General features: G+C 70.6%; 35 protein-coding genes. 28 read left to right on the top strand and 7 right to left on the bottom strand.

The features are described 5' to 3' along the window. The first annotated feature begins 8 nt into the window (after positions 1 to 8). On the top strand, positions 9 to 644 hold the full coding sequence (locus NE236_RS27800; RefSeq protein WP_252845111.1) for a cytidylate kinase-like family protein: 636 nt from the start codon (positions 9 to 11) through the stop codon (positions 642 to 644). 75 nt (positions 645 to 719) lie between these two features. Next, positions 720 to 2,111, top strand: a complete 1,392-nt coding sequence (locus NE236_RS27795; protein WP_252845110.1) for an NAD-dependent malic enzyme — start codon at positions 720 to 722, stop codon at positions 2,109 to 2,111. A gap of 88 nt (positions 2,112 to 2,199) precedes the next feature. Here the strand turns inward: NE236_RS27795 and NE236_RS27790 are convergent, their stop codons facing one another. Beyond that, positions 2,200 to 2,631 carry a hypothetical protein gene (locus tag NE236_RS27790; protein ID WP_252845109.1) on the bottom strand — a complete coding sequence of 144 codons (432 nt, stop codon included), beginning with the start codon at positions 2,629 to 2,631 and terminating at the stop codon, positions 2,200 to 2,202. On the opposite strand from NE236_RS27790, the gene NE236_RS27785 reads away from it, so the two are divergent. From NE236_RS27785 to NE236_RS27765, 5 genes are all read left to right on the top strand, one after another. Then, complete coding sequence (locus NE236_RS27785; RefSeq protein ID WP_252845108.1) at positions 2,624 to 2,875, top strand: hypothetical protein; 252 nt, start codon at positions 2,624 to 2,626, stop codon at positions 2,873 to 2,875. The genes NE236_RS27790 and NE236_RS27785 overlap by 8 nt on opposite strands. A gap of 106 nt (positions 2,876 to 2,981) precedes the next feature. Beyond that, on the top strand, positions 2,982 to 3,557 hold the full coding sequence (locus NE236_RS27780) for a YqgE/AlgH family protein (RefSeq protein ID WP_252845107.1): 576 nt from the start codon (positions 2,982 to 2,984) through the stop codon (positions 3,555 to 3,557). A 4-nt stretch (positions 3,558 to 3,561) separates the two neighbouring features. After that, positions 3,562 to 3,807 carry a DUF3039 domain-containing protein gene (locus NE236_RS27775; RefSeq protein ID WP_252845106.1) on the top strand — a complete coding sequence of 82 codons (246 nt, stop codon included), beginning with the start codon at positions 3,562 to 3,564 and terminating at the stop codon, positions 3,805 to 3,807. An 83-nt stretch (positions 3,808 to 3,890) separates the two neighbouring features. Further along, positions 3,891 to 4,901: a zinc metalloprotease gene (locus NE236_RS27770; protein ID WP_252845105.1), complete on the top strand. Its 1,011-nt coding sequence runs from the start codon at positions 3,891 to 3,893 to the stop codon at positions 4,899 to 4,901. A 134-nt stretch (positions 4,902 to 5,035) separates the two neighbouring features. Further along, positions 5,036 to 6,808 carry a DEAD/DEAH box helicase gene (locus NE236_RS27765; protein WP_252845104.1) on the top strand — a complete coding sequence of 591 codons (1,773 nt, stop codon included), beginning with the start codon at positions 5,036 to 5,038 and terminating at the stop codon, positions 6,806 to 6,808. An 18-nt stretch (positions 6,809 to 6,826) separates the two neighbouring features. Here NE236_RS27765 and NE236_RS27760 read toward each other — a convergent pair whose 3' ends face one another. Together NE236_RS27760 and NE236_RS27755 are read right to left on the bottom strand one after the other, a co-directional pair. Continuing rightward, the gene (locus tag NE236_RS27760; RefSeq protein ID WP_252845103.1) at positions 6,827 to 7,375 is read right to left on the bottom strand and encodes a gluconokinase; all 549 of its coding nucleotides are present in this window, start codon (positions 7,373 to 7,375) and stop codon (positions 6,827 to 6,829) included. 53 nt (positions 7,376 to 7,428) lie between these two features. After that, a complete protein-coding gene (locus NE236_RS27755) occupies positions 7,429 to 8,007 on the bottom strand; it encodes a nicotinamidase (protein ID WP_252845102.1) in 579 nt (192 codons plus the stop codon). A gap of 183 nt (positions 8,008 to 8,190) precedes the next feature. Here NE236_RS27755 and NE236_RS27750 point away from each other — a divergent pair, with 183 nt between their 5' ends. From NE236_RS27750 to NE236_RS27735, 4 genes are all read left to right on the top strand, one after another. Beyond that, a complete protein-coding gene (locus NE236_RS27750) occupies positions 8,191 to 8,748 on the top strand; it encodes an RNA polymerase sigma factor (protein ID WP_252845101.1) in 558 nt (185 codons plus the stop codon). Next, positions 8,741 to 9,670: a CU044_5270 family protein gene (locus NE236_RS27745; RefSeq protein WP_252845100.1), complete on the top strand. Its 930-nt coding sequence runs from the start codon at positions 8,741 to 8,743 to the stop codon at positions 9,668 to 9,670. Before NE236_RS27750 ends, NE236_RS27745 begins: the two co-directional genes overlap by 8 nt. 358 nt (positions 9,671 to 10,028) lie before the next feature. Beyond that, positions 10,029 to 10,493, top strand: coding sequence for a hypothetical protein (locus tag NE236_RS27740; RefSeq protein WP_252845099.1), 465 nt, complete (start codon positions 10,029 to 10,031; stop codon positions 10,491 to 10,493). A 39-nt stretch (positions 10,494 to 10,532) separates the two neighbouring features. Further along, positions 10,533 to 11,183 carry a class I SAM-dependent methyltransferase gene (locus NE236_RS27735; RefSeq protein WP_252845098.1) on the top strand — a complete coding sequence of 217 codons (651 nt, stop codon included), beginning with the start codon at positions 10,533 to 10,535 and terminating at the stop codon, positions 11,181 to 11,183. Between the two features lie 169 nt (positions 11,184 to 11,352). On the opposite strand, the gene NE236_RS45250 is transcribed toward NE236_RS27735, so the two are convergent. Beyond that, complete coding sequence (locus tag NE236_RS45250; RefSeq protein ID WP_372494446.1) at positions 11,353 to 11,448, bottom strand: DUF397 domain-containing protein; 96 nt, start codon at positions 11,446 to 11,448, stop codon at positions 11,353 to 11,355. An 8-nt stretch (positions 11,449 to 11,456) separates the two neighbouring features. Beyond that, the gene (locus NE236_RS27730) at positions 11,457 to 12,302 is read right to left on the bottom strand and encodes a helix-turn-helix domain-containing protein (protein ID WP_252845097.1); all 846 of its coding nucleotides are present in this window, start codon (positions 12,300 to 12,302) and stop codon (positions 11,457 to 11,459) included. A gap of 167 nt (positions 12,303 to 12,469) precedes the next feature. Between NE236_RS27730 and NE236_RS27725 the strand changes: the two genes are divergently transcribed. Next, on the top strand, positions 12,470 to 12,778 hold the full coding sequence (locus tag NE236_RS27725) for a hypothetical protein (protein ID WP_252845096.1): 309 nt from the start codon (positions 12,470 to 12,472) through the stop codon (positions 12,776 to 12,778). A 119-nt stretch (positions 12,779 to 12,897) separates the two neighbouring features. Here the strand turns inward: NE236_RS27725 and NE236_RS27720 are convergent, their stop codons facing one another. Beyond that, positions 12,898 to 14,229 carry a nicotinate phosphoribosyltransferase gene (locus NE236_RS27720; RefSeq protein ID WP_252845095.1) on the bottom strand — a complete coding sequence of 444 codons (1,332 nt, stop codon included), beginning with the start codon at positions 14,227 to 14,229 and terminating at the stop codon, positions 12,898 to 12,900. Between the two features lie 32 nt (positions 14,230 to 14,261). On the opposite strand from NE236_RS27720, the gene clpS reads away from it, so the two are divergent. The 11 genes from clpS (at position 14,262) to rdgB (ending at position 22,165) form a co-directional block, all read left to right on the top strand. Further along, positions 14,262 to 14,552, top strand: a complete 291-nt coding sequence (gene clpS / locus NE236_RS27715) for an ATP-dependent Clp protease adapter ClpS (protein WP_252845094.1) — start codon at positions 14,262 to 14,264, stop codon at positions 14,550 to 14,552. A 3-nt stretch (positions 14,553 to 14,555) separates the two neighbouring features. Next, positions 14,556 to 15,092, top strand: coding sequence for a DUF2017 domain-containing protein (locus NE236_RS27710; RefSeq protein WP_252845093.1), 537 nt, complete (start codon positions 14,556 to 14,558; stop codon positions 15,090 to 15,092). A gap of 103 nt (positions 15,093 to 15,195) precedes the next feature. Continuing rightward, positions 15,196 to 16,143, top strand: a complete 948-nt coding sequence (locus NE236_RS27705; protein ID WP_252845092.1) for an anti-sigma factor RsbA family regulatory protein — start codon at positions 15,196 to 15,198, stop codon at positions 16,141 to 16,143. 92 nt (positions 16,144 to 16,235) lie between these two features. After that, a complete protein-coding gene (locus NE236_RS27700) occupies positions 16,236 to 16,667 on the top strand; it encodes a M67 family metallopeptidase (RefSeq protein ID WP_252845124.1) in 432 nt (143 codons plus the stop codon). A gap of 197 nt (positions 16,668 to 16,864) precedes the next feature. After that, complete coding sequence (locus NE236_RS27695) at positions 16,865 to 17,137, top strand: MoaD/ThiS family protein (RefSeq protein WP_252845091.1); 273 nt, start codon at positions 16,865 to 16,867, stop codon at positions 17,135 to 17,137. A 1-nt stretch (position 17,138) separates the two neighbouring features. Beyond that, positions 17,139 to 18,086 carry a PLP-dependent cysteine synthase family protein gene (locus tag NE236_RS27690; RefSeq protein WP_252845090.1) on the top strand — a complete coding sequence of 316 codons (948 nt, stop codon included), beginning with the start codon at positions 17,139 to 17,141 and terminating at the stop codon, positions 18,084 to 18,086. Positions 18,087 to 18,218: 132 nt separating this feature from the next. After that, the gene (locus NE236_RS27685; protein WP_252845089.1) at positions 18,219 to 18,998 is read left to right on the top strand and encodes a thioesterase family protein; all 780 of its coding nucleotides are present in this window, start codon (positions 18,219 to 18,221) and stop codon (positions 18,996 to 18,998) included. Between the two features lie 106 nt (positions 18,999 to 19,104). Further along, positions 19,105 to 19,923, top strand: coding sequence for a glutamate racemase (gene murI, locus NE236_RS27680; RefSeq protein WP_252845088.1), 819 nt, complete (start codon positions 19,105 to 19,107; stop codon positions 19,921 to 19,923). A gap of 11 nt (positions 19,924 to 19,934) precedes the next feature. After that, complete coding sequence (locus NE236_RS27675; protein ID WP_252845087.1) at positions 19,935 to 20,684, top strand: MBL fold metallo-hydrolase; 750 nt, start codon at positions 19,935 to 19,937, stop codon at positions 20,682 to 20,684. Positions 20,685 to 20,852: 168 nt separating this feature from the next. Beyond that, positions 20,853 to 21,572 carry a ribonuclease PH gene (gene rph, locus NE236_RS27670; RefSeq protein ID WP_252845086.1) on the top strand — a complete coding sequence of 240 codons (720 nt, stop codon included), beginning with the start codon at positions 20,853 to 20,855 and terminating at the stop codon, positions 21,570 to 21,572. Next, the gene (gene rdgB, locus NE236_RS27665) at positions 21,569 to 22,165 is read left to right on the top strand and encodes an RdgB/HAM1 family non-canonical purine NTP pyrophosphatase (protein ID WP_252845085.1); all 597 of its coding nucleotides are present in this window, start codon (positions 21,569 to 21,571) and stop codon (positions 22,163 to 22,165) included. Before rph ends, rdgB begins: the two co-directional genes overlap by 4 nt. A 306-nt stretch (positions 22,166 to 22,471) precedes the next feature. On the opposite strand, the gene NE236_RS27660 is transcribed toward rdgB, so the two are convergent. After that, on the bottom strand, positions 22,472 to 23,767 hold the full coding sequence (locus NE236_RS27660) for an NsdA family TPR-like regulatory protein (RefSeq protein ID WP_252845084.1): 1,296 nt from the start codon (positions 23,765 to 23,767) through the stop codon (positions 22,472 to 22,474). A 146-nt stretch (positions 23,768 to 23,913) separates the two neighbouring features. On the opposite strand from NE236_RS27660, the gene NE236_RS27655 reads away from it, so the two are divergent. The 5 genes from NE236_RS27655 to NE236_RS27635 all read left to right on the top strand — a co-directional run bounded on the left by NE236_RS27655 (position 23,914) and on the right by NE236_RS27635 (position 26,112). After that, positions 23,914 to 24,219, top strand: coding sequence for a hypothetical protein (locus tag NE236_RS27655; protein ID WP_252845083.1), 306 nt, complete (start codon positions 23,914 to 23,916; stop codon positions 24,217 to 24,219). Next, positions 24,216 to 24,449 carry a hypothetical protein gene (locus NE236_RS27650; RefSeq protein ID WP_252845082.1) on the top strand — a complete coding sequence of 78 codons (234 nt, stop codon included), beginning with the start codon at positions 24,216 to 24,218 and terminating at the stop codon, positions 24,447 to 24,449. Before NE236_RS27655 ends, NE236_RS27650 begins: the two co-directional genes overlap by 4 nt. 211 nt (positions 24,450 to 24,660) lie before the next feature. After that, complete coding sequence (locus NE236_RS27645; RefSeq protein WP_252845081.1) at positions 24,661 to 25,131, top strand: hypothetical protein; 471 nt, start codon at positions 24,661 to 24,663, stop codon at positions 25,129 to 25,131. A 41-nt stretch (positions 25,132 to 25,172) separates the two neighbouring features. Beyond that, positions 25,173 to 25,685, top strand: a complete 513-nt coding sequence (locus NE236_RS27640; protein WP_252845080.1) for a SigE family RNA polymerase sigma factor — start codon at positions 25,173 to 25,175, stop codon at positions 25,683 to 25,685. Then, positions 25,678 to 26,112: a hypothetical protein gene (locus NE236_RS27635; RefSeq protein ID WP_252845079.1), complete on the top strand. Its 435-nt coding sequence runs from the start codon at positions 25,678 to 25,680 to the stop codon at positions 26,110 to 26,112. Before NE236_RS27640 ends, NE236_RS27635 begins: the two co-directional genes overlap by 8 nt. Positions 26,113 to 26,118 lie beyond the last annotated feature (6 nt).

The raw sequence follows: 26,118 nt of genomic DNA, 5'->3' as shown, positions 1-26,118 counted from the left end.
AGCGGGTGATGGCCGGAGTCGTCACGATCTCCGCGACGTTCGGGGCGGGTGGCAGCGTCATCGGCCCCGCCGTCGCCGAGCGCCTCGGCGTGCCGTTCGTCGACCGGGCCATCCCGTACACCGTGGCGGCCGACATCGGCTGCACGCTCGAAGAGGCGCTCGTCCACGACGACCGCGCCGAGCACGGGCTGGGCCGCATCCTGGCCAACGCGGCGCGCCTGCCGAACGTCACGCTCGGCGGCATGGACGTCTACCTCCCGCAGCGCGGCGTGGTCCTCGAGGAGGAGTTCGTCCACCGCACCGAGCAGGTGATCAAGGAGATCGCCGACCGGGGCGAGGGGGCGGTGATCCTCGGCCGGGCCGCGCAGATGGTGCTCGCGGGCCACCCCGCCACGCTGCACGTCCGCCTCGACGGTCCCCGCGCCCGCCGGATCGCCCGCGTCCAGGAGTCGATGGAGATCTCCGCCGCGGAGGCCGAGCGCCTCCTCGTCGACAACGACCGGGCGCGCACCGCGTACGTCAAACATTTCTACCGGGCGGATCCCGCCGATCCAGGCCTTTATCATCTGGTAATCGACAGTACGCGGCTGGCCGCGGCTGCCTGTGCCGACATCGTGGTGACGGCGGCGCACGCGATCAGCTGACCTCGCCATGACCTCCGTACGCAGGGATGACACCATTGGCGTGCGGAGTCTTCGCCTCACAAAGGAGCAGTTGACGTGGCCACCGTGCCGAGCGTGTCCTATTCGATCACCGTCCGCCTCGAGGTCCCCGCGGGCGGCAAGGCCGTCAGCCAGCTCACCGCAGCGGTGGAGCAGGCGGGCGGCATCGTCACCGCGCTCGACCTGACCCCGGCCGGTCACGACCGGCTCCGCATCGACGTCACCTGCGCCACTCGCGACACCGAGCACGCCCAGGAGATCGTCGACGCCCTGGAGGGGCTGGACGGCGTCTCGATCCACAAGGTGAGCGACCGCACCTTCCTGATGCACCTCGGCGGAAAGATCGAGATGCAGTCGAAGGTGCCCCTGCGCAACCGCGACGAGCTGTCGATGGCGTACACCCCCGGCGTCGCGCGGGTGTCGCTCGCCATCGCCCGCAACCCCGAAGACGTCCGGCGGCTGACCGTCAAGCGCAACAGCGTCGCGGTGATCACCGACGGGTCCGCGGTGCTCGGCCTCGGAAACATCGGGCCGGAGGCGGCCCTGCCGGTCATGGAGGGCAAGGCGGCGCTGTTCAAGCGGTTCGCCGGCATCGACGCCTGGCCGATCTGCCTCGACACGCAGGACACCGACGAGATCGTCCGCACGGTGCAGATCATCGCGCCGGCGTTCGGCGGGATCAACCTGGAGGACATCTCCGCGCCTCGCTGCTTCGAGGTCGAGCGGCGGCTCCGCGACCTGCTGGACATCCCCGTCTTCCACGACGACCAGCACGGCACCGCGATCGTCGTGCTGTCCGCCCTGACCAACGCCCTGCGGGTCGTCGGCAAGGACCTGGCCGACGTGCGCATCGCCATGGCCGGCGCGGGCGCGGCCGGCAACGCCGTGCTCAAACTGCTCATGCACGCGGGCGCCAAGCACATGGTCGTCTGCGACTACCACGGGGCGGTGCACACCGGCCGTGACGACCTCGACGACTCGCTGCGCTGGATCGCCGACAACACCAACCCCGAGGGCTATGACGGCGACCTGCGCGGCGCCGTCCGCGGGGCCGACGTCTTCATCGGCGTCTCCGCCCCGGGCATCCTCAGCGGCGACGACATCGCCACGATGAACGACGACGCGGTGGTCTTCGCGCTGGCCAACCCCGACCCGGAGGTGGACCCGGCCGCCGCGCGCGAGCACGCCGCCGTGGTCGCCACCGGCCGCAGCGACTACCCCAACCAGATCAACAACGTGCTGGCCTTCCCCGGTGTCTTCCGCGGGCTGCTGGACGCGCAGGGCCGTACGGTCACGCTCGACATGCTCCACGCGGCCGCGCAGGCCCTGGCCGGCGTCGTCACCGACCAGGAGCTGGGCCCGAACTACATCGTGCCGAGCGTCTTCCACCCGGACGTCGCCCACGCCGTCGCCGCCGCCGTCCAGAAGGCCGCCGAGTCGGCGAAGTAAGAGCCTGCGCGGAATGGACCGCCGGGCTCGCGTCCGGCGCCCATTCCGCGCGGTGCTCCAACGCGGTCGGATCCTGAGCGGGCGCCGTCTACTGGTCGAACATCTTGCCGCGGCGGCGCGGCCACTGACGGCCGTACCAGAAGATGACGATGCCGGTGAGCATGGCGGCGATGCCGGTCGCGACCCGCGCGACGATCATTCCGCTGTCGGGGCCGGTGTGGGGCAGTGTCTGGTTCGGCGTCTTGCGCACGCAGTTCGCGTGGCGGTCGGCGCTCTGCACCGGCAGGTTGCGCCAGGTCACGGCGACGGTCGTGGTGCGGTCCTCTTTGACGTTGACGGTCGACCTGCGGGTCGCCCCCGCCGGGATGCGGTCCGCCACCGAGATCGACCCGTCGGTCAGGATGGCGTAGTCCTCGGCCTGCGCGCTGGTGTTGACGACCGCCACCTGGACCGTCCGGCCGGGGCACCGGACCTTGCTGATCTGGACTTTGAGCGGCGAGGACGTGCCGGCGGTGGGCATCGACTCCGTGGTCGAGTGCCGCGTCGAGGTGTGCGTGGGGGACGCCTTGTGCGTCGGCCGGTGGGAGCTCTTCGTCGGGCTCGGGCTGACGGTCGCGGAGACGCTGGCGCTGGGGGTGCTGCTGGCCGCCCGGGAGGGCGACGAGGAGTCGGTGAGCATCGGGAAGACGATCAACGCCCCGACGATGAAGAACACGGCCGCGATCGCGACCCTCGACAGCGGCATCGCATCCTCCGGGGGGTGATGATCTACGCCGGTATTCTGCCGATTACCCACGCTCCTCGCGTACGTAACCGACGGACCCGACCGTCCTGTGTTCCCTCCACCCCTGAGCAAAGCATGATGAAGGCATGGACGACGGCATTTCCACCGGCCGGCTGCTCGTAGCGACGCCACAGCTGGCCGACCCGAACTTCCGGCGCAGCGTGGTCCTGATCGTGGAGCACGAGCCGGAGGGCGGCACGCTCGGTGTCGTGCTCAACCGGCCCACCGAGGTTCCGGTCGATCAGGTACTACCGCCCTGGTCGGAGCTGGTGACCGGTCCCTCGGTGGTGTTCCAGGGAGGGCCGGTGGCGCTCGACAGCGCGCTCGCCCTGGCGCACGTGCCGGGCACCGACGAGCCGCTCGGCTGGCGGGCGCTGAACGGCAGCCCGGCGGTGGCCAGAGTCGGCCTCGTCGACCTGGACGTCCCGCCGGAGATCCTCGCACCGGAGGTGGCGCGGTTCCGGGTCTTCGCCGGATACGCCGGCTGGGGGACCGGCCAGCTTCGGTCGGAGGTCGACGATGGCGCGTGGTACGTCCTTCCGGCGGAGTCCGGAGATGTCTTCGCCGAGGATCCGGACGGCCTGTGGCCCGCCGTTCTTCGCCGCCAGGGCGGGGAACTCGCGTTCGTCGCGACGTTTCCCGAGGATCCGTCACTAAACTGAGCACGTGAGTACGAAGATCCTTCCTGAGAGCGACACCAGGCCTGATCTCTCCCATGGCGACGGTGATCACGAGCGGTTCGCGCACTACGTGCAGAAGGACAAGATCATGGAGAGTGCCGTCAGCGGCACTCCCGTGATCGCGCTCTGCGGCAAGGTGTGGGTGCCCAACCGCGATCCGAAGAAGTATCCGGTGTGCCCGGAGTGCAAGGAGATCTACGAGTCGATGTCCCGCGGCGACGGCCAGGAATGATCGTCAAATCGGCGTGAAGGGCCCGCGCGTCGGGTCACGCCTGACGGCGTGAAAGCTAGCCTCTCCGTCTCGGGGGGATCGCCATGAGACGGAGAGGTCTGACCGGGCTCTTCGGAGTCATCATCGCGTCGTGTGCCGCCGTGCCCGGGAGCGCGCGCGTCCAGCCGGTGCACGGGACGGCGGCGGCCTGCGCGCGCCGCACGTCGGCGGCCCGGTCCACGCGACCCGCCGACGGCGACGCCCTCACCCCGGAGCAGGCGCGGGCGATGCTGCGCGACTTCACCGACGCGCTCCGCGCGCGGTACGGCGTCGCAGACGAGCGCGCCCTGGCCGCCGCACATCGCGTCCCCGCACGGGTCGTGATCCCGCTGCGATTCCACGTCCTCACCGACGGCCGGTACGGCCGGCTCTCCCGTTCCGCCGTGGACCAGCAGGTGGCCGTCCTCAACGCCTCGTACGGCGGGCGGCTCGCGGGTGCCGGAGGCGCGGCGCGGTCCGCGTCGAAGAGTTCGGCGGGCGCCGACACGGGGGTGTCCTTCCGCCTCGACGGCGTGGACGTGACGACCAACGCGCAGTGGTTCGAGCGGCCGCACGACCATCGCGTGCCGATCGAGTCGGCGCTCGCCCGGGGCGGGTTCGGCACGCTCAACCTGTACACGGCCGCGGTGGGCTCCGAGATGCTCGGCTTCTCGACGTTCCCGCAGTGGGCGCGTGACCGCCCGGGCCTCGGCGGGGTCGTGGTCGACTACCGGAGCCTCCCCGGCGGCCCGTTCCCGCACTTCGACCGCGGGCTCACCGCGGTGCACGAGATCGGGCACTGGCTGGGGCTCTTCCACACGTTCGAGAACGGCTGCCAGCCGCCGGGCGACGGCGTCGACGACACGCCGTACGAGGCGCTGCCCACCATCGGCTGCCCGGCCGCCAAGGACACGTGCCCGGCGCCCGGCGCCGACCCGGTGCACAATTTCATGGACTACGGCTTCGACAGCTGCATGCGGGAGTTCACTCCAGGCCAGGGCCTGCGGATCCGGACGATGTGGGCCGCCTACCGGATCGGCGCCGTGCCGGCCGCCGGCCAGGCGCGATACCGGTGACGTGCCGGGCGGCGCACCAGGCGGGACACACCGCTGGACCGGAGGTGACGTCGGTAACAGGGGCTTCAAACGTCTCGGACACCTCGGGAGGGCGGGCCCGTCCTGTCGGTCGGTCAAGGTAGCCTTCTTTCACCGTGAGCACGTTCGCCGCATCAGACACCCCACCCGCGCTGCCCGATCGGGCACCCTGGGGCACCGCGACAGCGCTGCGTGCCTGGCAGCAGCAGGCCCTGGAGGAATACTTCCGCACCGGCCCGCGCGACTTCCTGGCGGTCGCGACCCCCGGCGCCGGTAAGACGACGTTCGCACTCCGGCTCGCGGCCGAGCTGTTGAACCGCAAGGCCATCGCGCGCATCACCGTCGTCTGCCCGACCGAGCACCTGAAGCGACAGTGGGCCGACTCCGCGGCCCGCGTCGGCATCAAGATCGACCCGGAGTTCAAGAACTCCCAGGGCCGTACGGCCAAGGACTTCGTGGGCGTCGCGGTGACGTATGCCCAGGTCGCCGCGCATCCCGCGCTGCACCGCAACCGCACCGAGACGCAGAAGACGCTGGTGATCCTCGACGAGGTCCACCACGCCGGCGACGGCCGGTCCTGGGGCGACGCGATCCGCGAGGCGTTCGAGCCGGCGGCCCGGCGGCTGTCGCTCAGCGGCACCCCGTTCCGCACCGACATCAATCCGATCCCGTTCGTGACGTACGAGGAGGGGCGCGACGGCATCCGCCGCAGCCGCGCCGACTACATCTACGGCTACGGCCCGGCGCTCGCCGACGGGGTCGTCCGCCCGGTGATCTTCCTGGCGTACGCCGGGGAGATGCGCTGGCGCACGCGCGCCGGTGACGAGATCACCGCCAGCCTGAGCGACCCGCTCACCCAGGACCAGACCTCCCAGGCGTGGCGGGCCGCCCTCGACCCGAAGGGCGACTGGATCAAGCAGGTGATCACCGCCGCCGACCGGCGGCTCACCGAGGTGCGCCGGGGCGTCCCCGACGCGGGCGGTCTGGTGATCGCCTCGGACCACGAGGCGGCGCGGGCGTACGCGAAGATGATCCGGGAGACCACCAACACCAAGGCGACCGTCGTGCTGTCCGACGACCCCACGGCGAGCAAGAAGATCAAGCAGTTCGGCGCGTCGGAGGACCGCTGGATGGTCGCGGTGCGGATGGTGTCCGAGGGCGTCGACATCCCGCGCCTCTGCGTCGGCGTCTACGCGACGTCCACCTCGACACCCCTGTTCTTCGCCCAGGCGATCGGCCGTTTCGTCCGGAACCGCAAGCGCGGTGAGACGGCGTCGGTGTTCCTGCCGTCCGTGCCGACACTGATGGGGCACGCGGCCGAGATGGAGACCGAGCGCGACCACGTCCTCGACCGGCCCGTCCGCGAGGACGGCCTCGACGACGACCTGCTCGCCGAGGCGAACCGGCAGCGCGACAACCCCGACGTCGGCGAGGAGATCCCCTTCGAGACGGTCGAGGCGTCCGCGACGTTCGACCGGGTGGTGTTCGACGGCGGCGAGTTCGGCATGTCCGCGGCGCCCGGATCGGCGGAGGAGGAGGACTTCCTCGGCATCCCCGGCCTCCTGGAGCCGGAGCAGGTCGCGAAGCTGCTGAAGCAGCGGCAGGCCGAGCACCTGGCCGCGCAGCGCAGGACCAAGGGCCAGAGCGGCGGGGCGACCCCGGAGGACCACACCGCGGCCGAGGACCTTCACACGCTGCGCAAGGAGCTCAACAACCTCGTCGGCGCGTGGCACCACCGCACGGGCCAGCCGCACGGGGTGATCCACGCCGAGCTGCGCAAGGTCTGCGGCGGGCCGCCCAGCGCGCAGGCCAGCAGCGAGGACGTCCGCAATCGCATCGCCAAGCTCCGTGAGTGGGCCACCCGCCCGATGCCCCGCGTCCGCGACTGACCTGTCCCGCCCCGCGGATCAGGACCGGCCCCGCCCCGAATCGGTCTCACCGGGACTCGGGGCCGCGTCCGCCGGCAGGCCGAGACGTTCGTAAATCTCCTGGACGATCTTCTCCAACGGCTGGTCGATCGAGACGACCAGCGCGTCCTCGCCCTCCTGAGGCGGTTCGAGATCGGCGAACTGGCTTTCCAGGAGCTGCTTGGGGAAGAAGTGCCCGTGCCGCGCGGTGAGGCGGGCGGAGATCAGCTCCTTGCTGCCGTCGAGGTAGATCAGCCGGAGGTCCGGGCGGTCCTCGCGGAGCAGGTCCCGGTACTTGCGCTTCAGCGCCGAGCAGGTCACCACCGCCGGATCGGTCTGCTCGCCCATCCACGCACCGAGGGCCCGCAGCCACGGCCAGCGGTCCTCATCCGTCAGCGGAAGGCCGGCGTGCATCTTCTCGACGTTCGCGAGCGGGTGGAAGTCGTCCGCCTCGCCGTACCTCCAGCCGAGCCGGCCGGCCAGCATCGCGCCGATGGTCGTCTTGCCGCTGCCGGAGACGCCCATGACGAGCAGTATCGGGTTCCGCATACCTCGAAACGTACCCAGCGATCACGACACGCGGGTGAACGCCCCCCGCGTCGTCATTTCAGGACGACCGGCTGCCCGGACAGCTCGACGCCCGCGGCGCCCATCTCGCCCAGCGCCCGCTCGACGGTCTCCTCCGCCACGCCGGCCGTCATGCCCAGCAGCACCCTGGTGGTGAGCCCGGACCGTACGGCGTCCAGGGCGGTGGCGCGTATGCAGTGGTCGGTGGCGATGCCGACGATGTCCACCGAGTCGATCTCCCGCTTGCGCAGCCACTCGCCCAGCGGCGTGCCGTCATCGGCGGCGCCCTCGAACCCGCTGTAGGCGGCCTTACGCTCGCCCTTGCTGAAGACCGTCTCGATCGGCGCCAGGTCGAGGTTCGGGTGGAAGTCGGCGCCCGGTGTGCCGATCACACAGTGCGGCGGCCAGGTGCCGGCATAGTCGGGATCGTCGGAGAAGTGCTCGCCCGGGTCCAGGTGGAAGTCCCTGGTCGCGACGACGTGCGCGTACGCCCGGCGGTTGTCGTCGACGTACGTCGAGATCGCCGTGGCGACGGCCGCTCCACCCTTCACGGGGAGCGATCCGCCCTCACAGAAGTCGTTCTGCACATCCACGATGATCAGCGCCGTGCTCATGTATGCCTCCAAGAGGGAAGCTACCCCGCCGGGCCCGGAAACATCATCGGTCACGCCCAGGATTTCTCCACGTCCCTCCACGATCCCCCGAAGCGGTAGGGAAGACGATTCCGGGGTGCGGCGAAGCATGGGTGACCGTTTCATCCCCTCACCCAGGAGGTACCGCATGACGGAGACACGGACGTGACCGCCGACGTGGGCGAGCAAGCGAGCGACGCCGAGCTCGCCGACGGGTTCCGCCGGGATCCGGACCGGTTCACCGCCGTCCACGACCGGTACTTCCGCGACATCTACCTGTACGCGGCCGGGCGGCTCGACGCGCAGACGGCGGAGGACATCGCCGCCGAGACGTTCTGCGTGGCGTTCCGCGACCGCGACCGGTTCGATCCCCGGCGCGGTGGCCTGCGGCCCTGGCTGTTCGGCATCGCCACGAACCTCGTGGCACGCCACCGGCGCAAAGAGGCACGGCACTACAAGGCGCTGGCACGCACGGGTGCCGAGCCGGCCGCCGACAGCCACGAGAACCGCGTCCTCGCCTCGGTGGCCGCCACCGCCCTGCAGCCGCAGCTGGTCAGGGCCCTGGCCCGGCTGTCGCAGGGCGAGCGCGACGTCGTCCTGCTCGTCGCCCTCAGCCAGTTCAGCTACGACGAGGTGGCCCAGGCCCTCGGGATCTCCGCCGGCACGGTCGGCTCCCGGCTCAACCGCGCCCGCAAGAAGCTCAAGGAGGCAATCAATGGATGAACTGAAGATGCTCGCGACGGCGCTCGGGAGCCCGGAGCCGTCCCAGGAGGCGGCCGACCGGAGCCGGCACCGGCTGCAGAACACGATGCGCGGCGGCCCGGTCCGCAAGCGCAGGATCGGCTGGCTGGCCGGCGGCCTCGGCCTCACCGCCGCGACGGCGGCGACCGCGATCCTCGTCACCTCGACCGGAACGACGACCACCGCCCACCCCAACAGCCCACCGTCCACGGCCGCGCAGTCGCCGCTGTCCGGCCGGCAGATCCTCCTCGCCGCCGCGACCACCGCGGAGAAGGCGCCCGCGGCCTCCGGCATCTACTGGCACGTCAAGACGGTGTACACCAAAACCTCCAAGGGCGACACCGACACGGGAGCGTCGGTGATCGAGACGTGGACCCGGCGCGACGGTCGATCCTGGGTCAGGGAGGGTTCTCCGACCAGCCCGGTCAAGGAGAACGGAGGCCCCCACAGCGGAACCTGGAACAACGGTTTCTTCGTGGGGACGACCAAGCTGAGCTTCGAGCAGATCCAGCGGCTACCGGCCGACCCGACCGCGCTGAAGACCTACATCACCCGGCACAGCGACTTGATGCGGCTTGTCGGCAAGCCTGTCGACAAGGGAGGAATGTCCGTGGACGAGGTCCTCATCGGAGGGATATCCAGTCTTCTCGAGATGACGCCGGCTCCGCCTGCGGTCCGCGCGGCCGCCTTCCGGGCACTCGCCAAGCTCCCGGAGGTCAAGAACCTCGGTCCGGTGAAGGGCGGGGTGGGCCTGCAGATCTCCTTCCACGATGGCTGGTCGAGAATGGTCCTCGATCCGGCGACCTCGCGGTTGCTCAACTCCGCCTTCGGCGACGCCGATCACAACGCGAGCGGTACGTCGAAGGTCGACGCGGCCGAGTGGACCAACACGTTGCCCAGGTAGGCCCTGCCGCTCGTGATCGACACCGGAGAAGGGCACCCTTCTCCGGAACGCCACTTGGGCGTCCCCGGAAGGGTAGTGCCGGTGCCGTAGCCCGTTCCGCGTACTGACCCCTCCAGCCCCTTTCGCCCCGGTGCCGATCCGCCTGGTACCGCCCTTTCACAGCCCGGCAGTTGTTCCACGTGCCCGGCTGAGCCGTCCGCGCGTGACCACATCTTTGGTCGCGCGGGCGTGCCGAAGATCGGCGATCAGGACGACGCCGGATGCCTGACGGCCCTTCTACGTTCGAGGCACGGAGGACATGGCCTCCGCGGCCTGGCGCCGACGCAAAAAGCATGGCACCTACAAGGAGAGCGACTCGGTGACCACTCCTGTTCCCTCGCTTTCCCCGCCTCCCGTGCCGGTCCGCCCGGACCGGCGGCGGGACAGGCCGCGTTGGCCGGCGCTCGTACTGATCGGGGCCGGACTGGGATTGGTCCCGTGGCTGTTCGTGCTCGCGTTCGGGCTCCCGGCCACGGCGGTCGCCGCGCACTGGTCGACCGCATGGGCGGGGTTCGACGGTCTGGAGGCGCTCAGCCTGATCACCACGGGCGCGCTTCTCGGGCGGCGTGACCCTCGAGGCTGCCTGGCGGCTGCCGCGACCGCACCGCTGCCGGTCGTGGACGCCTGGTTCGACGTGGTCACGGCAACGCCGGGCGGCGACCGGGCCACGGCCGTGGCGATGGCGGTCTTCCCGGAGCTGCCCCTGGCGATCACGTGCGCCGTCCTGGCCATCAGGACGTTCCCGCGCCGGGATCCCGGCGCGATCCTTCCCCGGAGCGCCTGACGCCCCGGCTTCTCACCATCACGACTCACCGGAGGAAGCATGACCGTACTGACCGCTCGTCGTACCCGCTGGGGACTGGCCGCCGCCGGTGGCGCGGCGGCCGCCGCGTGGTGGTTCGGCGACAAGGCCCCCTACCCGTACGCCCAGCGCGGCCTGCTCGACATCCCGCTGCCCTACCTCACCTGCGGCCGTCTCGACGAGGTGCTCCGGCCCCGGCCCGGCGAGCGCATCCTGGAGGTCGGTCCCGGCACAGGTCTGCAGTCGCTGCACGTCGCACCGCAGCTCGGCCCGGACGGGCGGCTCGACGTCGTGGACATCCAGCCGGAGATGCTCGACCACGTGACCCGCCGCGCGAAGGAGTGCGGCATCGACACCATCACCGCGACCGAGTCGGACGCCCGTACGCTGCCGTTCGCGGACGACACGTTCGACGCGGTGTACCTCGTCACCGCGCTCGGCGAGATCCCCGAACCGGACCGGGTCCTCCACGAGGCCGCCCGGGTGCTGGCGCCGACAGGCCGTCTCGTGGTCGGGGAGTTCTTCGACCGCCATTGGATCCCGTTCGGCCGGCTGCACGGCCTCGCCGACGCGGCAGGCCTCCACCTGGAGGAACGGCGCGGCCCGACCTTCGCCTACCTGGCCCGCTTCCAACCCTGCCCCCGCCCTCACCCGGCCCTCACCCCGGCGTGAACCCAACGTTGAGTTCGGGAAAGTTGCCGTTACATGGCACCGGGAATGGGCGATCCTCCCGAACTCAACGGGGGGCGGATGCGGTAACGGGCCGAGAGACCGAGTTGCGCATGACCACTGGTGGTCGCTCCGTTTTGGGACGCAGCGTTCGCAAGAGGCCGTCAGGTCATCACTGGCCCGCGTGTCGGACCACCGCGACTTCTACGCAGTTAGTCTCCTCGGCGCTGTGATCAGACTTGCGCCATACCGCGCCCGGGAGATCCATGGGTTCCCTCAGCTTTCGTACTCGGTGGCCACCGTGGCGATGAACTCAGCTGAACGAATGGGATCAAACGCGACGTCTCGGAGCAAGTGCGCGGCCTTGATGAAGGCTGCGACATCCTCCGGCTCGTCGAGGAACAGGGATGAGCGTTTGTGTTCGAGATGCACGATCGCCGGCGCCTTGGGGAACGTCAGAAGTACGAAGGAGCCCGCGAGCCCGGCGTGTGCGCCTCGATCATGGGGAACCACCATGACCTCGACGTTTGGTCGCTCGATGATCGTTAGTACGTGGCGGAGCTGTGCCGCCATGGTCGTTCGACCGCCGATCGGGCGACGTAGGACCGCCTCGTCCAGGATCGCAAGATAACCAGGCGGATTCGGACGGCTGAGCGCTGCCTGTCGGCCGAGCCGGGTGGCGACTCTGGTCTCAGCCTGCATCGCCGGAATGCCCGCTGCGTCCATCACTGCGCGGGCATAGTCGGCAGTCTGCAAGAGCCCAGGGAGTACAACGAGGGCCACGTCGGTGATCTGGGCGGCCTGGGACTCGAAGCCGATCAAAGCGGTGAGTTGGCTGGGGAGGCCCGGGTGCCGGGTCTCCCACCACCCAGGCTGGTCGGCCTCACGGGCCAGTGTCAGGAGTCGGTCGCGTTCCTTGCCGGTTACGCCGTACAACGCGAGCAGTGCGGCGACGTCCTCGCTGCTGATGTTGCGCTGGCCGGTCTCCGTGCGACTGACGGTGCTCGCCGACCAGTCCAGCCGCTTGGCGACCTCACGAGTCGTTAAGCGGCTCTGCTCCCGCAGTTCGCGTAGCTCGGCACCGAGACCTCGGGCCCGTACGGTCGCCGGTCGTTTCGGCATCGCCCGCCTCCTCCGCTGATCCTTCTCGTCGACCTTAGAGGCGCCGGTACCTCGCACTCAGGCGATTGTCGCGGAAAGTGTTGCGATCATAACTCTGTGCTGTCACTGTTTCGGCAACACGAGAAACGCTGCCGACGGGGAACCGCAGGCGTCGCGGAAACGGGGTCATGATGGGCGAGGTAACGAGAGACGGGTCTCAGGAGTGCGGCGAGCAGCGTCTGCTCGCCGAGCTTGTCGAACTGTCGGCCGAGACGGCACCGCGTCGGTTCGCTCTCGGGCTGCTGGACATCCAGCACGACGATGGCGCCGTCGTCGGATGGGGGCTGGACTTCGGCGACGAGGCGATCGCCTATCTCCCGGTCGACGACTCGTTCCAGAGGTTCCTCCGCACCGGGAGCGCGGACCACGCGCGGCGGCTGCTGGCCCGGCGCGATGACGTTCGCCTCATCTGGCTCGACGAGCCCGTGGAGGACTGACGCCGAAGGATGTCGGCTGATCCTTGGCGCATGCTGCGCATAGAGGCGCAGCATGCGCCGGTGATCATGGTGGCTTCCGTCCGGCGGCCCCGGCACCGCTCCGCGCCGCCGGGGCCTGGTCAGGAGCCGTTGACGAAGGTCGTCGGGATGGCGGTCTCGCCGCGGGAGAGCTGGAACGCCGACGGGGGGAGCTCCGCCAGGGCGCGCTCGTGGCGGGCGCGGGCCTCGGCGAGGGGTTCGCGGCCGACGACCTCGCCGTCGACGACGAGGGGCGTCAGCAGCGGCCGGTCGTACGGGCCGGGGGCCGGCTCGCTCGTCGACACGACCTCGGAGATGGCCCTGCCGTTCTCGTCGCGGTGGCGGACCGCCCACTTGCGGCCGCCCTTGCTCGGCTTGCCGACCGAGTGCTTGGCGACCGGGCGCAGCGGCCCGTCGTCGGACTGGGCGCGGGCCACCAGCTTGTAGACGAGCGACGCGGTCGGCGCGCCGGATCCGGTGACCAGTGAGGTGCCGACGCCGTAGCCGTTCACGGGGGAGGCGGCGAGGGCGGCGATCGAGTATTCGTCCAGGTCGCCCGTGACGATGATCCGGGTCTTGGGCGCGCCGAGCGCGTCGAGCTGTACGCGCACCTCGCGCGCCATCTCCTGCAGGTCGCCGCTGTCGATCCGGACGGCGCCGAGCTCCGGCCCGGCGAGCTCGACGGCGACCGCGACCGCGCGGGCGACGTCGTAGGTGTCGACGAGCAGGGTCGTCGCCGCGCCGAGCGCGTCGAGTTGCGCCTGGAAGGCGTGGCGTTCGCTGTCGTGCAGCAGGGTGAAGGCGTGCGCGCTGGTGCCGGCGGTCGGAACCCCGTAGGTGCGCCCCGCTTCCAGATTGGACGTGGATCGGAAGCCGGCGAGGTAGGCTGCGCGAGCGGCGGCCACGCCGGCCATCTCGTGTGTGCGCCGGGATCCCATCTCGATGAGCGGACGGTCGGCGGCGGCGTGCACCATACGGGAGGCGGCGGAGGCGATCGCACAGTCATGGTTGAGGATCGACAGCGCGAGTGTCTCGAGGATCACCGCTTCGGCGAAGCTGCCCTCCACGACGAGGATCGGCGAGCCGGGGAAGTAGCAGTCGCCCTCCGCGTAGCCCCAGATGTTCCCGGAGAACCGGTAGGACTCCAGCCACGCGGCGGTCGGCTCGTCGACGATGCCCTGGGAGGCGAGGAACTCCAGCTCCGGTCCGCCGAACCGGAACGACTCCAGCGCGTCGAGCAGCCGGCCCGCGCCGGCGACGACGCCGTAACGACGGCCGTTCGGCAGTTGCCGGGCGAACACCTCGAAGATCGCCCGACGCTCCGCGGTGCCGGCCGTGAGGGCACCCTGGAGCATGGTGAGTTCGTAGCGGTCGGTCAGCAGCGCCGTCGAATGATCCACGAGTGGCAGATTACGGTGTGGTGTGTACACCATGTGCGAGCAGCACCCCGGAAGGAGGCACTGAAGTGACCACGGCTCCCGTCGAGCTCGATCGGCCGGACGCCGCCGAGGACGTACGTCCGGACCGTCCGTGGGTGTCGATCGTCTGGAACGACCCCATCAATCTCATGTCGTACGTGACTTACGTGTTCCAGGCCGTGTTCGGCTATTCGAAGAAGAAGGCCGAGAAACTGATGCTCGATGTGCACCACAAGGGCCGCGCCGTCGTTTCGAGCGGCACGCGGGAGGAGATGGAGCGCGACTGCGAGATCCTCCACTCCTACGGACTTTGGGCCACGGTGCGGCAGGATGTCTGAGTGATGAACACCTGGTTCACCCGGGTCCACGGGGGCGGCGTACGGCTGAGGATCACCCGGGAGGAGGCATCCGTCGTCCATGCGCTGGTCACTCAGCTCCTCGACCTGCTCGGCGGTCCCGCGCCCGACCAGCGCGACGACGGCCTGCCGAACCTCAGCTTCTCGGAGAACACCACCGTCTCCGACGACCCGGTCCTGGCCCGGTTGTTCCCGGACGCCTATCAGGAGGACGGTGCCGCGTCGGCGGAGTTCCGGCGCTACACCGAGGCGAGCCTGCGCGACGGCAAGCGGGCGGCGGCCCAGCTGGTGCTCGAAACGCTCGGCGAGGGCGGGGAGATCTTCCTGGACGACGAGCAGGCCCAGGTGTGGCTGCGGTCGCTCAACGACCTGCGGCTCGCCCTGGGGACCCGTCTGGAGATCACCGAGGAGTCCCTCGAACGCACGCGCGCGCTGGACTGGAACGATCCGCGGACCGCCCCGTTCGCGGCGTATGACTGGCTCACCTACCTCCTAGAGGACCTCGTCCGAGCCCTTTGGTGAGCATCGTCCCTGGATGCGGGTTGATTGTCGCTTAGCGCTCTTTTGCGCTCGACGGCTTGGTATTTTGGCGTCGCCGCCGGACTCCGCGCGAGGAGGAACGGGTGTGACCGCCACGGACTCCGTCGATGTGCTCGTCCACCGTGCTCTGCTGTACGGCCACGAGGACGAGTTCCTCGACGTGACGATTCCCTTCCTGCGCGAGGGCGTGTCCGGGGGCGGCCGCCCCGTCGTGATCAGTGAGCGGGCCGGGCTCGTACGCCGGAGGCTCGGCCGCGGTGCCGGCAAGGTCGAGTTCATCGACGCCTCCGGCTGGTTCGGCGCGCCCGCGCGGACCCTCACGGCCTATCTCGCGCACGCGCGCGAGCACTGGTGGCCGCGGGGCCCGCTGTACCTCGTCGCGGAGCCCGTGTGGCGGGCCCGCACCCGGCCCGAGATCCGGGAGTGGGGGCGGCTCGAGTCGCTGCTCAACGTCGCGTTCGCCGGCACCCGGACCCGCCTGCTGTGCGCGTACGACGTGCGCTCTCTGCCCGCCGAGGCCGCCGAGGACGTGAGCCGTACCCATCCCGAACTCGTCGGCGCGACCGGAAGCCGGAACAGCGCGCTGTTCACCGACCCGGCCGTCTTCTTCGCCGAACGGGGCCGGATCCCGCTCGCCCCGCCGGCCGAGCCCGTGATGAGCCGCGGGTTCTCGGGCGACGACCTGACCGGGCTGCGCGCCTTCGTGGCGGCGGCGGCCGAGCGCCACGGGCTGCCCCGCGAGCGCCGTCTCGCCCTGGTGCAGTCGGTCAACGAGGTCGCCGCGCACGTCGTACGGAGCGGCGGAGGGCCCGGATCGGTGTGGGTGTGGTCCGCGGACGGGAGACTGATCTGCGATGTCGTCGACACCGGTGCCTCCCTCGACGACCGGCTCCTCGGCTACTTCCCGCCCACCCTCTACCGGCCCGCGGGCGCGGGCATGTGGGCGGTCCGGCAGCTGTGCGACCTCGTGGAGATCCGGTCCGGCGCCGACGGCTCGGTCGTACGGCTGCACATGCGCTTCGAGCCCCGCTGACGTCTCCTCGCCGCCCCGGCCTCGCGGCGGAGTCGGGGGGAGCGGCCGGACACGGGGGCCGGCGCCGCCGTCGATACCCTTTGCGCATGCGCATGCTGACCATCGAACGGGCCATCGTCGACCAGATCGTCGCGCACGCGCGCGCCGACCACCCGGACGAAGCGTGCGGCGTCGTCGCCGGACCTGCGGGCTCGGACCGTCCGTCCCGGTTCGTCCCGATGGCGAACGCCGAGCGTTCGCCGACGTTCTACCGATTCGACTCGATGGAGCAGTTCAAGGTGTGGCGCGAGATGGACGACCGGGACGAGGAGCCGGTCGTGATCTACCACTCTCACACCGCGACGGAGGCCTACCCCTCCCGCACGGACGTGTCCTACGCCTCGGAGCCGAACGCGCACTACGTCCTGGTGTCCACCCGGGCAGACGACGAGACGGAGTTCCGCTCCTATCGGATCGTCGACGGCGAGGTGGCCGAGGAGGAGGTCCGCATCGTGGAGTCGTACGAAACCGACTCGGTAGACTGAACCCGTGACGACCTTGGCGGAGCGCCCGAACCCGGCCCGGCTCGTCACGCCCGTGCAGAACTTCCTCTTCGGCCACTCCCGGGCCGAAGTCGTCTACGACTGTCGCCTGGGCTGACTCCCCCCTCCAGCCCGGAATCCCCGCGCATCCGGCCGTGTTGAGCCATGCCGGGAACGTACGACGAAGGAGCACACTCGCGATGGCGATCGAGGTTCGGATTCCGACGATCCTGCGTAACTACACCGATGGGGCGAAGGCGGTGGAGGGCGGCGGAGCCACCCTCGACCAGCTGTTCGCCGACCTGGAGTCCCGTCACCCGGGCCTGCGCGGCCGGCTGGTCGACGAGAAGGGCCTGCGGCGCTTCGTCAACGTCTACCTGAACGACGAGGACGTCCGTTTCCTGGGCGGCCTGGAGACGAAGGTCTCCGACGGTGACACCGTGACGGTGCTGCCCGCCGTCGCCGGCGGCTGACGTGCGTTTCGACTCCCTGCTCGACTCCCTCGGCCGCACGCCGCTGGTCGGGTTGCCCCGGCTGTCGCCCTCGCCCGAGGTCCGGCTGTGGGCCAAGCTGGAGGACCGTAACCCGACGGGCTCGGTCAAGGACCGCCCCGCCTTCTGGATGATCGCCAAAGCGGAGAAGGAGGGGCTGCTGGCCCCGGGCCGGACGATCCTGGAGCCCACCTCCGGGAACACCGGCATCTCGCTGGCGATGGTGGCCAGGCTGCGCGGCTACGCCATCGTCTGCGTCATGCCGGAGAACACCTCGGCCGAGCGGCGGCAGCTGCTGGAGATGTGGGGCGCGCGCATCATCTACTCCCCGGCGGCCGGCGGCTCCAACGAGGCCGTGCGCGTCGCCAAGCGGCTGGCGGAGGAGAACCCCGACTGGGTGATGCTCTACCAGTACGGCAACGAGGCGAACGCCCGGGCGCACTACGAGACGACCGGTCCGGAGGTGCTGGAGGACCTGCCGTCGATCACCCACTTCGTCGCCGGTCTCGGCACCACCGGCACGCTCATGGGCGTCGGCCGGTACCTGCGCGAGCAGGTGCCCGGCGTCGCGGTCGTGGCCGCCGAGCCGCGCTACGGCGAGCTGGTGTACGGCCTGCGCAACATCGACGAGGGCTTCGTCCCCGAGCTGTACGACGAGTCGGTGCTGACCACGCGCTACTCCGTGACGTCGGCGGACGCGCTGCGGCGCACGCGTGAGCTGCTCACGCAGGAGGGCATCTTCGCCGGCATCTCCACCGGCTGCGCCCTGCACGCCGCGCTCGGCATGGCGAACAAGGCCGTCAAGGCGGGCGAACGCGCCGACATCGCGTTCATCGTGGCCGACGGCGGCTGGAAGTACCTGTCGACCGGGGCGTACGGCGGCACCCTGGAGGAGGCCGAGGAACGCCTGGAAGGCCAGCTCTGGGCCTGACGTCCGGCACGGGCGCTCGCCGTCTGACGCCGTGTGGCGATCGTCCCATCTGGGCTGATTGTCGCGGTTGTGCGCCACCGGAGCGGTACGGTATTGACCGAACGCGATTCTATTCGGTGGTGAGGTGGGGGAATGGGCGGCTTCGCTGCGGCCACGACGGTTCGGAAGAAGGCGGAGGGCCGCTACGCCGCCGACCTCGACGGGGACCTCGGCATCGAGGGGGCGATCAACGGCGGCTACCTCATGGCGGTGATGGCCCGCGCCGTGCTCGACCAGTCGCCGCACCCGCACCCGGTCGCCACCAGCGCGAGCTTCCTGCGCGTCGCGAAGGCCGGGCCGGCCGAGGTCCGGGTCGAGCCGCTCAAGGCCGGGCGTACGGCGGCAGTGGCGCGCGTCACGCTGGTCCAGAACGACCAGGCCCTGGTCGAGGCGCTCATCACGACCGGCACCCTCGACGGTGAGGCCGAGCCCGTCTACTCGGTGGACCAGGAGAAGCAGCCCCCGGTCGAGGAGTGTCTGGAGTTCGGGCCCACCCACGGCTTCGGCCGCCAGGTCGACATGCGCTACGACCCCGCGACCATGGGGTGGCTCGACGGGCGGCCCACCGGCGTTCCCGAGATCCGCGGGCACCTGCGGCTCCGTGAGCCGTACGAGCCCGACGGCGTTCTCCTCGCGCTCGCCGTCGACGCGCTCCCGCCCGTGGTGCTCAACACCGGGGCGAAGGGCTGGGCGCCGACCGTCGAACTGACCTGGCACATGCGCGCCGTCCCCGCGCCCGGCTGGCTGTCCGTCCACGGCCGGGGCCGTCTCGTGCGCGACGGGTGGTTCGACGAGGAGGTGGAGGTCTGGGACTCCGCCGGAAGGCTCGTCGCGCAGAGCCGCCAGATCGCCCGTGCCGGCCGCAGCGGCTGATTTCTCTTCGTCCGGAAGCGGCCGCCGTAAAGGACCGGAAATCACACTGTGATGTGCGGCGCATCCGGCCGCGACTGCTCCGTCGGTCTCTTAGCCTGTTGGGATCATGTCTGACGCGCCAATTGGGATCTTCGACAGCGGAGTCGGCGGGCTGACCGTCGCCCGCGCCATCCTCGACCAGTTGCCGGACGAATCGGTGATCTACGTCGCCGACACCGCCCGCTTCCCGTACGGCCCGAAGCCGATCGCCGAACTCCGCGCCTACGCCCTCGAAGTGCTCGACCACCTCGTGGCCGAGGGCGTGAAGATGCTCGTCATCGCCTGCAACAGCGCCAGCTCCGCGGTACTGCGCGACGCACGGGAGCGCTACGACGTCCCGGTCGTCGAGGTGATCCTGCCGGCGGTGCGCGCCGCGGTGAGCGCCAGTCGTACGGGCCACGTGGGACTGGTGGCGACTTCTGCGACCGTGACCAGCCGGTCTTATGACGACGCGTTTGCCGCTGCGCCTCATGTGACACTGACAAGTGCGGCGTGTCCGCGTTTTGTAGAGTTCGTGGAACATGGCATCACGATGAGCGACGAACTCCTCGACGTCGCGCGCGGCTACCTTCGGCCGATTCTCGACGCGGGGTGCGACACCCTCATTCTCGGCTGCACGCATTACCCGTTGCTGACCGGTGCGATCTCATACGTCGCCGGTGACGGGGTAACCCTCGTATCAAGCGCCGACGAGACCGCCAAGGACGTCTACCGGGTGCTGCACGACAGCCGCCTGGCCCGCGCGGAGGGCTCCCCGGAGCCGCGCCACCGGTTCCTGGCGACCGGAGACCCGACGCCGTTCGGCGTCCTCGGCCGTCGCTTTCTCGGCCCGGAGATCGGGCTCGTCGAATCCGCGATCGTCGGCATTCCGTCCACGGCTCGTTAGGAGGTCGGCCCGTGCGGCTCACGGTGATCGGCTGTTCGGGGAGCTTCCCCGGCCCGGACAGTCCGGCGTCCTGCTATCTCGTCGAGGCCGACGGCTTCGCGATCCTGCTCGACCTCGGCAGTGGAGCCCTCGGCCCACTTCAGCGCCACATCGGGCTGTACGACATCGAGGCGGTCCTGCTGTCTCATCTCCACGCCGACCACTGCCTCGACCTGTGCGGATACTGGGTCGCCCGCACGTACGCGCCGGCCGGTCCCAAGCCGCGGATCCCCGTGTACGGGCCCGAGGGCGTCGCCGACCGGATGGCGCGCGCCTACGACCTCGACCTGGACCCGGGGATGCGGCAGGCGTTCGACTTCCACGCCCTGCGTACCGGAACCTTCCGCCTGGGGCCGTTCACCATCACCACGGCCCCGATGAGCCACCCCGTCGAGGCGTACGGCTTCCGCGTGGAGCACGAAGGCGCGGCGATCGCCTACTCCGGTGACACCGGCGAATGCGACGAGCTCGTCGAGCTGGCCCGCGGGGTCGACCTCCTGCTGGCGGAGGCGTCGTTCCTCGAACGGGCGGGCCTGCCCCCCGACCTTCACCTCACGGCGCGGCAGGCGGGGGAGCACGCGGCCCGGGCCGGTGCCGGAAGGCTCGTGCTCACCCACCTCGTCCCCTGGAACGACTCGGCGAGCATCCTCGCCGAGGCCAAGTCCAGCGGCTACGGCGGTTCCATCGAGCTGGCCCATCAGGACGCCGTCTACGAGCTCTAGGGGCGGCTCGCCGGGGGGCACACCTCACCGGGCCGACTCACGCACGGCCCGCCGGTGAGGTGCCGTGCGGCTCACGCCTTGAGGGAGCCGCGCCGCCGGCTCACGATCCGCTGACGACCGCGGCGGAGGCGCGCGCGGCGGCGGAACGCTCTGGGTAGGGTGACGTTCATGGCTCGCCCCGACGGTCGATCAGCCGACCAGCTTCGTCCCATTCGCATCCAGCGCGGCTGGCTCTCTCACGCCGAGGGTTCCGTGCTGGTGGAGTTCGGCCGCACACGTGTGCTGTGCGCCGCGTCCGTCCAGACCAACGTGCCGCGCTGGCGCCGCGATTCGGGACTCGGCTGGGTGACGGCGGAGTACGCGATGCTGCCGCGCGCGACCAACACCCGCAACGACCGCGAGTCGGTCAAGGGCAAGATCGGCGGGCGCACGCACGAGATCTCGCGTCTCGTGGGCCGGTCGCTGCGGGCCTGCGTCGACTACAAGGCGCTCGGGGAGAACACCATCATCCTCGACTGCGACGTGCTGGAGGCCGACGGCGGCACCCGCACCGCCGCGATCACCGGAGCGTACGTCGCCCTCGCCGACGCCGTCGCCTGGATGCGCGAGCGCAAGCTGGTCAAGTCCAGTCCCCTCGTCGGCTCGGTCGCGGCGGTCAGCGTGGGCGTCGTCGACGGACAGCCCCGGCTCGACCTGTGCTACGAGGAGGACGTCGCCGCCGAGACCGACATGAACGTCGTGTGCACCGGTGACGGCCGCTTCGTCGAGGTTCAGGGCACGGCCGAGGGCCAGCCGTTCGACCGCGCGGAGCTCGACGCCCTGGTCGACCTCGCGGCCGGTGGGTGCGCCGAGCTGACCCGCATCCAGCAGGAGGCCCTGGCGTCATGAAGGTCGTGCTCGCCACGCGCAACCAGGGGAAGATCGCCGAGCTGCGACGGATCCTGAACGGCATCGACGTGGTCGGCCTCGAAGAGTTCCCCGGCGCGCCGGAGGTTCCCGAGACCGAGCTGACGTTCGCGGGCAACGCCCTCCTCAAGGCCCGCGCGATCGCCGCGCACACCGGCCTGGCCGCCGTCGCCGACGACTCCGGCCTGTGCGTCGACGCCATGAACGGCATGCCCGGGGTGTTCTCCGCCCGCTGGTCCGGCCGGCACGGCGACGACCAGGCCAACCTCGAGCTACTCCTCGGCCAGCTGTCCGACGTGGCGCCCGAGCGCCGGGGCGCCCGCTTCGTGTGCGCGGCCGCCATCGCCTGGCCGTCCGGCGAGGAGGACACCGTCGAGGGCCACCTGGACGGTGTCGTCATCGACGCGCCGCGCGGCACCAACGGGTTCGGCTACGACCCGATCTTCGTGCCCGAGGGCGACACCCGCACGACCGCCGAGCTGAGCCCCGAGGAGAAGGACGCCATCAGCCACCGCGGTAAGGCCTTCACCGCCCTCGCGGATCGCGTCCGCACGCGGGCGGATCGTAGGGACTGAGGGATCAGTCCGTCCCCGCGGAAGTTGGGCCTGGGGCCTCTACCTTCGGTCGGCCGCAGCGGCGATAGCCGACGGGAATCCCATTCAACGCTGACGGGCTGAACCATGCCGCTTTGAGCCGGCGGTTCCAACGGCGAAGAGCCCGAGCGGTCGGCCTGAACGGCCGATCACTCGGGCTCTTCGGTGGAGCCGCCCGTTCGACCTGTCCGACAGCCGCACCTTCGAAAACGGCACGCTGCTCCTCGCCTACACCAGGAAGTAGCGGCCTCTACCGGAGATATCCCCAAGGAATGTAGGCCTGCGCGGCTACAGCAGTTCCGGTCGATTCTCCGTGAGCGCACGGCGGGCGGTCATCAGCCGCTCGTGGAACTCGGCGGCCCGCCGCTCGCCCCGATACCTCTCCCGCAGTATGCGGTCCACTTCCGCGCCACGGTAGACAAGGCTTGGGAGGGTGGTGCGCTCGTATCCGAACGCGGTCAGGGCCTCCTCCACGGCCGCGTCGAGGTCACCACGCCGCGCGTAGATGAGGCTGAGGTCGAGGTGGGCGTTCGAGCTGCGCATCGGGGCGTTGGTGGAGCCGTCGGGACGGGTGTGCCGGGTCAGGATCTCGCGGGCGTGTTCCTCAGCCCGGACATCGTCCCCCTGCCATGCGTAGACGGTCGCGGCGTAGAAGATCCACTTCGTGCTGTCGAACACGAAGTGATGGTCGGGGTGCCGGGGAGTCGGCAGCTTGGCGAGCAGCGCGGCGCCGTGTTCGAGCGCCGCGCCCGCTTCCCGGCGGTTGCGCAGCCGGGCGTGTGCCTTGGCCTCCTGGAGGGTGAGCTGCACCATCGCGCTGCTGGTGCCCGCGACGGCCTTGCCACGCTCGGCGGCTTCCAGGACGTCCTCGTAGCGGCCCTCGGTCAGGGCGAACCAGGCGGCCATCTCGTGCGCCCACGCCATCAGCTCGCCGTGGTCGGCCTGCTTGCCCATCTGTAGCGCACCGAGCCGCGCGGCCTCCGCGTGCTCGCGCTCGCCGAGGTCGTAGTGGAGGCACCCGAGTAGCGCGGCGAGCCAGCCCGCCTGCACGAGGACCTCCCGGTGCTGTGCGAGGGTCAGTCGTCCGTTCAACAGGCCGAGGACGTACGACAGCCGCTGCTTCGTGCGGTCCCGCAGGAGCCGTGCGGGCGTGGTCGGATACGCGCGGCACAGTAGCTCGACCGCCTCCTGGATCGCCTCGACGGTGCCGGGGCCGATATCGGAGACGTCGGCCATCCGGGCCAGCTCCATGGTGCTGAAGAGCTCCGCCTCCGTGCGCAGCGCGTCCTGGGGGAGGATGCGCGCCGCGACCAGGCGTCGCTCCCGCTGCCTGCTCGGCGGGAGGAAGCCGAGCTCCTCCGCGGACCGTCCGGTCAGCTCTTCAAGCGCCCGGCGGTACGGCGGATGCGGCCACAGCACCTCCCCGCGCTCCCATCGGCGGATGCGCTCCTCGTCGCACACCAGCCCTTCCGCGATGCCTGCCGGGGTGCGGTTCACGGCGTTCGCCATCTGGGAGCGACTCCACCCGGTCCCGCCTTGCGCCTCCCGCCACGCGGTGAGCTGCACATTAGGCGTTGTGCTCATTTCCGGCATTTTGGCTTCCTCCAAAAAGATGGGGGAGACAAGGAGGGGTGTTCGGGGGTCGTGACGCTCGGTGGCGATGGCTTTCCTTGGTGTCAGCAAACAATGTCCATCATCCGTCGTCAAGCGGGTGGAGCAGGGAAGGTGCCGTGGTGATTCCGCCGGAAAGTGATCAAAATAAAAGCGTCGATTTCGGCCGCGATCGAAAACTTCGGCTTCTTGTCGAATTGTGCCGTGAACTGTCCGGCTCCGGGTTGTACGTCGGATTAAGCGACGCACGGCCGGCCCTGTCCGTCCGCGCCGGCCTTACCGGCAGTCGGCTGTGGATTCAGGTCGAAGGCGGGTCGTTCGTCTGGCGGCGGACCGATCAGGTGCGCCACGGCGCGGACGACCCGGCGGGTGCGGCCGCCCAGATCACGGAGTACCTGGCCGGGCGGCCGGACGGCCGTCCATGAGCGCGGATGCGAGGGGGATCCTGCGCCGGAGATTCCCCGGCATGGTCATCTGGTACGGCCCGTACACCGGCTCCTGGTGGGCGCTCGTGCCGCCACCGGTGGGGTGGCGGCTCGTTGAGGCGCTCGACCCGGAAGAGTTGACCCGCGCCATCGTCAACGCGGTGTCCTGGCCCTGGCCGCCGAGCCCCCGCTTTGGAATCCATGGCAGGGCGGTACAGAAAGCTCGGTAAAGGCGCGGTGGCGCCCCGGACATACCGCCTGTTCGCGGGACAGGCCAACGTCGCGGTTCACCTTTGCCGAGCGTTCGGTCCGCTGCGGAGTCGATGAACGGGCGCTCCCACGTCTCCAGAGCCACAGGTACCGACTCCGTCAAAGACGATGACAACCGATCGGCACGGCGGCGGGGTTGATGGGGGTGTACGGAAACGAAGGGATCTCACTATGAACGACCGCAGACGTCGGCGGACGACGTTCACTCTCGCGGGGGCCGGCGCGGCCGTCGCCGTGCTGGCAGGAGTATGGGCGGGCGGTGCCGCCATCGCCGGGGGCTCGGACCACGGGGTGAAGAACGTCGCCGACTCCTCCAGGGTCAACGCCAACGCGTCGACACGGACGCCTGAGCCCCGGCCGCCGGCGACGAGCAAGCCGGAGACCCGGCCGCCGGCGACGGGCACGCCGGTTCCCCGGCCGACCAGGACCGTCACGCCGCGGCCCACTCCGACCGAGGTGCCGCACCCGCGGCCGACATGTGTGGTCACCGCGCGGCCGCAGCCCCGCCCACGCCCCTCGACGGCCACGCCGGAGCCTCGCCCGACGCGGCCCTCGACGGCCACGCCGGAGCCCCGGCCGGTGCCCTCGACGGTGCCGCAGTGCGCGCGTCCGGAGCCTTCGACCGTGCCGGGCCTGGGATAGGTGGCACACTGTCCACGCTGAGCCGTGAGGAGGCCCGCGGAGTGAGCGACGACGAGCTCACGTTCGACGAGTTCGTCGTCGCCTCCGCGGGCCGCCTGCTGCGCACCGCCGTGTTCCTCGTCTACGACCGTCACCTCGCCGAGGACCTCCTGCAGACCACGTACGAGCGGGTCGCGCGGCGCTGGGCGCGGATCCTGCGCGGCGGGCACCAGCCGGAGGCGTACGCGCGCAAGGTGCTGGTCAACCTCGCCATCGACCACCACAAGCGCCGCAGAAGGCGACCGGACGTGCTGGTCGGCGGCACGGGCGACGTCGAGCGTCTCACCGGGGCGCGCCAGGCGTATGACGCGGAGGGAACCCCGCTCGACGACGTCCTCGCGGCCCTGCCCGTCAAGCAGCGGGCCGTCGTGGTGCTGCGCTACTGGTGTGACCTCAGCGAGCACGAGATCGCGGAGGCGCTCGGCATCTCGCGGGGGACGGTGAAGAGTCACACGTCGCGGGCGATGGCGACGCTGCGACGGCAACTCTCGGAGGAAGGAGCGGCTCATGAGTGACGACCTCGACGCCCTGCTCCGCGAGCATTACCGGCGCGCGGCCGACGGAGTTCAGCCGGACGCCGAGCTGATGGACCGTTTCCGCAGGGCTGGACGCCCGACGCGGGCCGTCCGCTCGTGGCCGCGGATGCTGCTCGCGGCGGCGGCGGTCGTGGCGATCGCCCTCGTGGCCTGGAGCCTCTCCCGGCCGGATCATCCAGGCCGCCGCGGCGTGCCGATGGCGCCGCCTCCCGCGACGACCGTGCCCTCACCGCCGATGCCGAGTCCGTCGCCGCTGACGACACGCCCGACGCCGCGACTCACGAAGCCGGCACGGCGCGCCGTGCCGGTCCCCCCGAGCCCGCGGCCCACGGGCGCGTCGACCGAGACGCCGCACCCCTCGGCCACGAGGCGCTCACCGTCCACCCCCCGGCCGACGCGTCCCTGATCTGTC

Source organism: Actinoallomurus purpureus (assembly GCF_024055795.1).
Classification (GTDB): Bacteria; Actinomycetota; Actinomycetes; order Streptosporangiales; family Streptosporangiaceae; genus Actinoallomurus; species Actinoallomurus purpureus.
This window is presented reverse-complemented; position numbering and strand designations above follow the sequence as displayed.